This window comes from Bacillota bacterium, from assembly GCA_013314855.1.
Taxonomy (GTDB): Bacteria; Bacillota; Clostridia; order Acetivibrionales; family DUMC01; genus Ch48.
In genome coordinates, this window is the sequence record JABUEW010000154.1 from 1 (window position 1) to 8,732 (window position 8,732).

The 8,732-nt window shown below is 39.3% G+C and carries 9 protein-coding genes and 1 pseudogene; 5 read left to right on the top strand and 5 right to left on the bottom strand.

Going from position 1 to position 8,732, the window contains the following annotated elements; all coding sequences use genetic code 11:
- The first annotated feature begins 267 nt into the window (after positions 1-267).
- Together HPY74_18295 and HPY74_18300 are read left to right on the top strand one after the other, a co-directional pair.
- A pseudogene (locus tag HPY74_18295) lies at positions 268-561 on the top strand (transposase).
- Positions 562-583: 22 nt separating this feature from the next.
- A complete protein-coding gene (locus tag HPY74_18300) occupies positions 584-907 on the top strand; it encodes a transposase (GenBank protein NSW92576.1) in 324 nt (107 codons plus the stop codon).
- Positions 908-999: 92 nt separating this feature from the next.
- Here the strand turns inward: HPY74_18300 and HPY74_18305 are convergent.
- A protein-coding gene (locus HPY74_18305) for an IS3 family transposase (protein NSW92577.1) occupies positions 1,000-2,159 on the bottom strand; the annotation gives its coding sequence in 2 pieces (ribosomal slippage) (positions 1,000-1,901 and positions 1,901-2,159; 1,161 coding nt in all).
- Positions 2,160-2,467: 308 nt separating this feature from the next.
- Here HPY74_18305 and HPY74_18310 point away from each other — a divergent pair.
- Both HPY74_18310 and HPY74_18315 read left to right on the top strand, forming a co-directional pair.
- Entirely contained in the window at positions 2,468-2,935 is a 468-nt protein-coding gene (locus HPY74_18310) for an RNA polymerase sigma factor (protein ID NSW92578.1), read from the top strand.
- On the top strand, positions 2,928-3,995 hold the full coding sequence (locus HPY74_18315) for a zf-HC2 domain-containing protein (GenBank protein ID NSW92579.1): 1,068 nt from the start codon (positions 2,928-2,930) through the stop codon (positions 3,993-3,995). Before HPY74_18310 ends, HPY74_18315 begins: the two co-directional genes overlap by 8 nt.
- On the opposite strand, the gene HPY74_18320 is transcribed toward HPY74_18315, so the two are convergent.
- The 4 genes from HPY74_18320 to HPY74_18335 form a co-directional block, all read right to left on the bottom strand.
- On the bottom strand, positions 3,996-4,949 hold the full coding sequence (locus HPY74_18320) for a S8 family serine peptidase (protein NSW92580.1): 954 nt from the start codon (positions 4,947-4,949) through the stop codon (positions 3,996-3,998).
- 69 nt (positions 4,950-5,018) lie between these two features.
- Positions 5,019-5,687 carry a hypothetical protein gene (locus tag HPY74_18325; GenBank protein ID NSW92581.1) on the bottom strand — a complete coding sequence of 223 codons (669 nt, stop codon included), beginning with the start codon at positions 5,685-5,687 and terminating at the stop codon, positions 5,019-5,021.
- A gap of 560 nt (positions 5,688-6,247) precedes the next feature.
- Entirely contained in the window at positions 6,248-7,048 is an 801-nt protein-coding gene (locus HPY74_18330; GenBank protein ID NSW92582.1) for an AAA family ATPase, read from the bottom strand.
- Positions 7,041-7,658: a Mu transposase C-terminal domain-containing protein gene (locus tag HPY74_18335; GenBank protein ID NSW92583.1), complete on the bottom strand. Its 618-nt coding sequence runs from the start codon at positions 7,656-7,658 to the stop codon at positions 7,041-7,043. Before HPY74_18335 ends, HPY74_18330 begins: the two co-directional genes overlap by 8 nt.
- An 87-nt stretch (positions 7,659-7,745) precedes the next feature.
- Here HPY74_18335 and HPY74_18340 point away from each other — a divergent pair, with 87 nt between their 5' ends.
- On the top strand, positions 7,746-8,519 hold the full coding sequence (locus HPY74_18340) for a transposase (protein ID NSW92584.1): 774 nt from the start codon (positions 7,746-7,748) through the stop codon (positions 8,517-8,519).
- Positions 8,520-8,732 lie beyond the last annotated feature (213 nt).

An 8,732-nucleotide genomic window follows, 5' to 3' on the forward strand; every position in this document is an offset into this window, starting at 1 on the left:
GATCGGATTCGAAGTAAAAATTGATTAAAAGTGCTTGAGCTGAATCGGTTGATTGTATAAGCCATATAATGAACCAATCATAAAGATTTGTCCGTCCATAATTATTTCATAAGAGATCAAGGAGGGAATAAACAATGCACAAAGTCCGAAATACAGGCCCCTACCGCGTATTTTTACCTTAGTTTACATAATGCTCATTTCATCCCCCCCTATACTGCTCCCATAGGGTGAGACACTAAGCCGACAGAAATAAGCTAAAATGGAGACATGGAAAAGAGAAATCGTTACACAGCCGAATTCAAAGCAAAAGTGGTTCTGGAGCTTCTTCAGGAGGAGTCGACCTTGAACCAGGTGGCCTCGAAGTACCAGTTGAATCCGCAAATGCTCAGCCAGTGGAAGAGCGATTTTATCAAGAACGCTGCCGCCGTGTTCGAAAAGAATAAGGACGAAGCCGGGAAACTACGCAAGGAGATGGAAGAAAAGGAAGCCCGGTATCGGCAGATTATCGGCCAGCAATCTTATGAGATTGACTGGCTCAAAAAAAAATCTGGCCTTAAATAACACGGTAGAATCCAGAAAAACTATGGCAGAGCTTGATAATAAGCGGCTCAGTTTATCCCGCCAGGCTCAATTATTAAGCATTAACCGAACCAGCCTTTACCGGAGTCCGGCAAGTTATGCATGGTCTGAAACTGACTTGGCCGACATGAGGCTGATTGATCGAATTTATACGGCTAAACCCTACTACGGATATCGGCGTATCACTGATGCCATGCGTAAAGAAGGTAAATCCATTAATGAGAAGCGCGTCAGACGCTTAATGAGGATTATGGGCATTCAAGGTGCTTGGTATTATTATCTAACTAAGTTATATTTATGTCATTGGCCATTTGTTACCAGTTTATAATTTCAAATAGTGACTACTGAGGCTTTCTCGATAAAACGGACACTCCAGAGTTAGGTTTTTGGCATTATTCACAGTTTTTCAAATCCAACAGGTTATGCCGCCAGGCCTGCTAAATATCTTTGTTTAAAATCAACAGGGGTGAGATACCCCAAGGCCTGGTGCCTTCTCTTGCGATTGTAATAAATTTCAATGTACCAAAAGATATCCCGACGTGCCTCTTCACGGGTTTTGTAATTATTGTGATAGAGCATTTCGCACTTAATTGTGCTGAAAAAGGTCTCCGCACAGGCGTTATCATAACAATTGCCCTTACGGCTCATGTTGCAGATCAGATTGTTCTTATTGAGATATTTCCGGTAGTCTTTACTGCAATATTGAACGCCGCGATCAGAATGATGAATAAGTCCCTTGGGCGGTCTATGCCGTTTAATTGCGTTTCTAAGAGCCGTCAGGCAAAGTTCAGTTTTCATGTGATTGGCTGTAGCCCAGCCTACTATTTCTTTTGTGCATATATCTTTAACGGTGGCCAGGTATAGCCAGCCCTCTTTCGTGGATATGTAGCTGATGTCAGTAACCCAGACCGCTGCCGGCTTATCTATTTTAAAGTTCTGGTTTAAAAGGTTCTCCGCCACAGGAAGATTATGTTTTGAGTTTGTAGTTACCTTGAATTTTCTTTTGCGTTTGGAGTACAGTTGATTCTCCTTCTGCAGCCGGTACAGACGATTACGGCTGCAATTCGGATATTCTTCTCGTACATCGGCTAGAATTTTATCCAGGCCGCATATCCCGCGATTTGCTTCATGACTTTGCTTGGCTAGTTTAAGAATTATTCGGTTCTCAATTTCTCTTTGGCTGGGAGGCCGGTTTAGCCAACCGTAGTAGCCGCTCCGTGATACTTCTAAAGTTACGCATATCTTCTCAACCGGAAACACGGAGCTGTGTTCCTTTATGAATTCATAGATTACTTCCGGTCGTGGTTCGCGAAGAATGCGGCGGCTTTTTTTAATATATCAACGGTCTCCTCTAGATCTTTAGTTTTACGTTTTTCGGCTCTAAGCTGGGCTTCAAGTTCAATGATTCTGGTTTTGTCAGGGATTTGGCGTTTTTTGTCTTCACCCAGCCAGTTGCGTAGCGTCTGAGGATTGATCCCCAGGTCTTTGGCTACCTTATTGACCGACCTGCCGCCTTCCCTAACCAGGCGCATTGCATCGGCCTTAAACTCATCATCATAGCGGTTACCCTTGTTAACCATTTTCGAATCCCTCCACAGTTGTTATTGTACCTAACTCAACTGTGTCCGTCGATTCGGGTATAACTCAAACAGACTTACACCCTTGCACCCAACACAACCTAGCGAAAACCACTATTAATACTATTAAAGCCTACTTATGGATTTTTAGTCAACATTAGCTAGTTAATGTTTTCTGCATATCATACAGTATTTTGACGCCGGCTCTGGATTAAATATTTTGGTAAAAATTATACGATAAATATTTAACAATATTTATTATTGATGTAACTTTTAGGGTAAAACTCCGTTAAAGAATATAGGAGATTATCATGAATGAATTTGCGGCGTTTTATAAACTTAACTATAACAAAATATTTTATTACCTAAAGAACCTAAGTGGTAGCTCCGATTTAGCTGAAGAACTTACACAAGAGACCTTTTTTAGAGCCATACAGCACATTTTAACTATGAAAGGAACATGCTATAACACTTCATGGTTGCTAAAAATTGCCCACAATTTGTTTATAGACCACGTTAGAAAAAACAGGATTGAATCAGTTAATATCGAGGATTTTGCAATAGAGTCTAAAGGAGTAGGGTGTGTCGAAGAAAAATTGGATTTAAATAATTTACTTAATAGATTGCCCGTAAGATACAAGACAGCAATTCTTTTGAAAGATTATTTTGGCTTCTCATATGGCGAGATATCCTATATTTTAAACTGTTCATTATCTACAGTTAAAATTACTTTGCACAGGGCTAGGAAAAAGCTAAAGGAGGGTTTGACAAGTGAATAACAAGCAACGTCCTGATTGTGATTCATGCAAAAGAATGCTAATTGACTATGCTTCTGGTAACCTTGATGAAGAAAACAGCAATAGGGTTCAAAAACATTTAAATCTCTGTAGGGATTGCCAAAACATATTTGAACAATATGAAAATGAGGAATTTTTAAAAGGAAACGGCACAGACTTTTCCTTTAGTAAATTAAAAATTAAATTCATAAGTAAAGTAATTCTGATTTGCATTCTTAGCTTAATCATTTTTTGTTTAATACTTGGCATTTTTTTACCAGCATTATTTAATTTGGTTCTTGGGCATAGAAATCAAATTGCCGAACGTGTTTTTGCTGACTATATTATGTTTACTATTCCTTCGGCACAAATTGAGTCTTTTGGTTCAAGTCAAGAAATAATGAGCCTTAAAATTAATAGCAAGTATTCTCAAAATCCTTTCTCGCCCTCAAATGAAATCAGCTTAACAATCCCGACGTTTTTCTTAAAGGCGTATTCCTCATATGTAATGAATTCCCCTGGTATATGTTTTAATGAAACCAAATTAGGCAGTAGTGAAGAGAATAACTTAGAATGGAATAAACTTGCGAAAATAAGTCAATTTACTAATTGCCAAGCGGTTATTCGTTTTTCTAACCCTATCTCAACTGCTGAGTTAGAAACTTTTCTAGAAGAGATTAATGGTAATAATAGATATGCCTGGGCGGCAATTGATACTGGAAACATAGAGATAAAGCCCATCAAACACACTTTTAATAGTAGTTGGGGGTTCCCTCAAAGCATGCAAAAAGTAAACGGAGCTGGAAGTGTTATCACTGAAGATTCGATTGTAAGAGCAGCTCAGGACTTCCGAATAGAAATGCATTTTTTAGAAAATGAGGGTAAGTATTTGGGCAATAATAAGCTGTTGAAAGAAGTCAAAGAAATAAACCAATATATCGATAATAACGGCATTAAAATAATTGGTGTGGTGGTAGTAATTCGTAGTAACGATCTTCTAAAATACAAGGATAACCAGCTCATATCAAGTATTGATGTAGTAAAAGCTGAGTTGGATTATTAATTAAATTTTGTCAAGGCTTCTTAAAGTCTTTTCAAAATTTATTATGCCAGCCCCAAAATATATATCTTTCCCGGGAGGGCCAATATCTGTGCAATTGGCTTCTATAATTTCTTTTATTTGATATGGGGTTAAGGTTTTATTTTTTGCTTTGATTTGAGCAACTAATGACGTAACGATAGGAGTAGAAAATGATGAACCAGAAGCAGTTTTATAATAACCGTTTCCGGAGGCACAATTAATATTGCTGCCTGGAGCAACCACAGATAAATGTTCACCATAATTGGATGTCGGCAATAAATCATTATCTTCATCTACTGCACCAACAGATATCACCCCATCTAATATTGCCGGATACAATCCTTTTGAATCCCCTCTACTGCCGAAAGAAGCTATTATTACGATATTATTTGCTAATGCTTTTTTAATCACTTTTTCTTCTTCAGATGAATATTCGTAACTACCCAAACTTAGATTTATTACATCAACTTTATCATTGATGGCCAATTCAATCGCTCTTACAATATCGCCTATTTGAACCGCTACTACTCCATCCGTTACAACATATGAGTATATTTTTACTCCAGGAGCTAAACCAATAATATTTTCATTATTACCCTGGTTCCCAGAAATAATGCTACAAATCTGCGTCGCATGTTCTTTGTTTTGAGAATAACTTGCAGGGAAAATGTATTTTTGTTCAATATTATTAATGGGAAGGTCCGTGCACTGCAGATCAATGCCAGAATCAACTATTGCTATTTTTATATTTTTTAAATTATCAGTATTAATGAAATTTTTTGAACTTTCGTATTCAATTTTTTCTAGATAATACAGTTTTTTGTTAATTGCTGTATTTTTCGGCATTGATGTTAACATACTTTTTTGATGTAGTAAATAAAATATAAACCCTAATAAACATAAAATTAAAACGCCATACCCTAATTTGGTTTTCATAATTTTGTCTCCATTTTATTGGAATGGTATAAGAGATAGTTCTCTTATACCATTCCATGATTTTATCTCTTAAGATACATAAATTTGACACCAATCATTTAAAGGATTAGGGTAACAATACCCAACAATACTCACCGAACTGATACGATAACCATAAGCGGTAAGACCGCCACTACCCGTAGATTGAACATATAACCCTTGGGTAACTTGATTGCTAGTTCCATCTTGTGTAACACCGTACGGCGGCACAGCACTTGATGTATTCCAGGAATACCCCCCCCAGCAATTAGCACTATCCGCTTGGTAACGCATCCATAACAGATACCTTCCGCACTCTATACCATAAACGTACCACCGATACATAAAATAGTTTGTAAGGGTGTTTTGAAGCTCTCGAGTTCCTTCTTTTATCGATGACTGATTACCTAATTCGATTGTTATTGAGCTACCATCATCAAAGTTAAAGGTCTTTATTTTATCAGCGGCGGTAAATTTAACTCCATTTAAGACTTTGTTGACCTCGTCCTTATTAAAGGCTTTTAGACTTAAAAGTTTTTGGATAGCTTTTTGATCACCATTGTTGGCTGCATCTATAAGTTTAATTGCGTCCTGCTGATTCTCTAACTTATATTCTGATGCCTGTGTTGATTGTGCAAATACGGGAATACTAAAAAACGTTAACATTAAACATACAGACAAGATTAAACTAGCTATTCGTTTTATTGAAACTTTTTTCATATGTTTTACCTCCTAAATTTTAAAGTATGGTTTTGTGATGGGTGCAAGGGTGTAAGTCTGTTCCCTCATCACATTTCGTTGAAAGGCGGGAGTCTAGACCTATTTAATGACTGTGTCATACTTTCACCTCCCTTCATCTGTTTAACAACTATATCCATTCATGGTGGGCATAAGGAATTCCTGCCATATGTACCCAATATATGTTTTTATGACGTGAACTGCTGAAAATGCGACATGAAATGTAAAGAACGGAGAAAAAATAGTGAATTAGAATAAAAGACTTTATACTGAATTAGGTTAGCAATAAAAATTAAAGTTTTTTTTGATGTTATTATGTTAACGATTGTTAGGTTAATTATTGTATTTGGTTGTTATCCTACAATTTTTTATAGTTAACATTAATCTAAATAACACTAAATAAGTGAAATATATACAATAACGCCGTTTCTGCCTTATACTGTTACAGCCGCCTCATAATGTCCAGCGATAGACGGTGTATGTTGTCCGGAGATTGACGGATATGCTGGCCAAAAGCTTTCCCCGTTTTGGGGAAGGGAGAATTAATTCAACTCTCCCTCGATTACGAACTTCACCATACTATCATCGATGATTCTGCGATTGTTCTGAGCCCCATAAAGCAGACAATGGGTGCAAAGCTTGTTCACTATTCTGGCAGCCCCGCTGGAGAACTTGAAGATTTCGTCAACCGCTTTATCGGAAAATATTTCGTGTTCAGTCCCCGCATAAATAAGATGGCTCTTCACATATTCGCCAACCTGGGCACGGTCCAGATGCGGTAATTTGCACTGTAGATCAATTCGCTGCCTGATGGCGGCATATGACTGCAACTTAAATCTGTCCCAGAGTTCGCTCTGACCCACCAGAATCAAGGTCATGGGGCTCTGGGCGTCCATCTTAAAATTCAGAAGGAAACGAACTTCTTCCAGCATCTCCTTGTCCAAAAGATGGGCTTCATCCACAATTACTACCGGCTGCAAGTGATGGATTCCTTGTAATAACTCAATCTCCCGGTGCAATTGGCGCTTTGCATCACCCCGATAGAACTTTGCTTCACATCCCAGTTGCTCTAAAAGGCCCTTGTAAAAATGCCTGGGGGTCAATTTTGAATCCGCCAGATACATAACCATGAATCTTGATGCATCCAAGGTATCTTTAAACAGGCGTATGGTGGTGGTTTTCCCGGTCCCACAGTCACCTGTTATTACGGCAAACAACTGGCGCTTGGCGGCGTATTCAAGCCTTCCCAGGATTTCTTCCAATAGGTGCGACTGATACAAGTGTTCAGTTGGAATATCCCTTGAAAACGGGGTCTTGGTTAGTCCGTAGAATTCCTCAAACATGATCGCCGCCCTCCTTCCGTACTTTCCGGTAGGAAACGGCTGGGGTTTGGACTTCTTTTCTTTCCTGGTTCTTTTTCGTTGCTGCCTGCAATAGTCTTGATGATTCGGCCGGGGCCGGCAGCAAGTGTTCTGGGAGTTTGGGTCGTTGTCCGCTTGATTCCCCGATTACCAGGGGCTTTGCTTTTACAATCTCATGTCCTTCATATTCGATGGTAAGTATGCTGGTATCAGCAGGATCGTAAACGACCTCCACCTTGCTCCCGATGAAGTTAAGGCCTACTTCGTACTTCCTACTCTCGAAGCTGATGCAGCCTGCCTTGTCCACTTTCCGGTCTTCGCAGTGTAAGAAGGCTTTTGCTATGGTTTCTGGATCAAGAAACTTTAAGGCTTTCCGGTCGATGCGATAGGCGGTTTCAGGACTCATGGTATCCTGCAAACCCGAATGGGGCTTCTTCTGATAACATTCCTCCAACCAAACCCAAAACAGCTGGTTTAACTTTTCGAGCGACTGTGGTTTTTCCAAAGCGGCTTCGGAGAGGAATGAATCCACCACCCGGTTGAATCTCTCCACCTTGCCCGTGGCTTCTGGAGAGTAGGGTTTGGCATACAAAAGGCGAATTCCTGAACAAGGGGACGGGTACCTTGTTTGTTATTGTTAAAATAGTATAATAAAGGAATATTGAAAAGAGGAAGCCAAATGGCCAGATATGCTAGGCAAGCTAGCAAAACAGGGATTTATCACATTATGGTCCGTGGTATTAACGGCCAGAACATTTTCCATGATGAAGATGACTATAAGCGATATTTGGAGACTCTATCCCGGATATGCAATGAAGGAGAAGCTCAAGTTCTAGGCTATTGCTTGATGAGCAATCATGTTCACCTGCTTATCTTTGAGGGTAAGGACAGTATATCGTTGATTATGAAGCGGCTGGGTGGGAGTTATGCATATTGGTACAACTGGAAATATGAGCGCAAAGGATATGTGTTTCAAGACAGATTCAAAAGTGAAAATGTGGAAGATGAAACGTACCTGCAAACCGTCATCCGTTATGTCCACCGAAATCCGGTTAAAGCCAGTATGGTAGAAAAACCGGAGGCGTATCCGTGGAGCAGTTGTTCGGTCTATTTAGGAGGAAAAGAGTTTCTTCCTGGTCTTACCAAAACCAGTCTTATTCTTGGCTTATTCCACACCAGTAATCAGAATCCATACGAAGTTTTTAGTGCCTTTATGGAAGAAGGCGATGATCTACAATGCCTTGATTATGTTGAGCGAAAACGTGTAACAGATAAAGAAGCCGAGAAGTTTTTTGTGGGGATAATGGGAGAACAGCCTTTGGCAATTCTCAAAGAAATGCCAAAAGGTGAACGCGATAATGTACTGCGAAGCTTGAAGAATATAGAGGGAGTTTCGATAAGGCAAATTAGCCGAATAACCGGTATAGGTCAAACTATAGTTCATAATGCTTGATGAAATGAACAAAGAACCCGTCCCCATGTTCTTTCCCATGTTCTTCCATGTTCTTCACGTCCCCATGTTCTTCTCTGTTCTTCTGTCAACGATATTTCGCATAAATATGGTCGCTGATAGTACAATTAGCATATAATAAGAGTATATTATTGCTATCAAAAGAGGTGATTGGCTGATGAAAATAAAGCCGTCGGCGGCGATTCGCAAAAACTA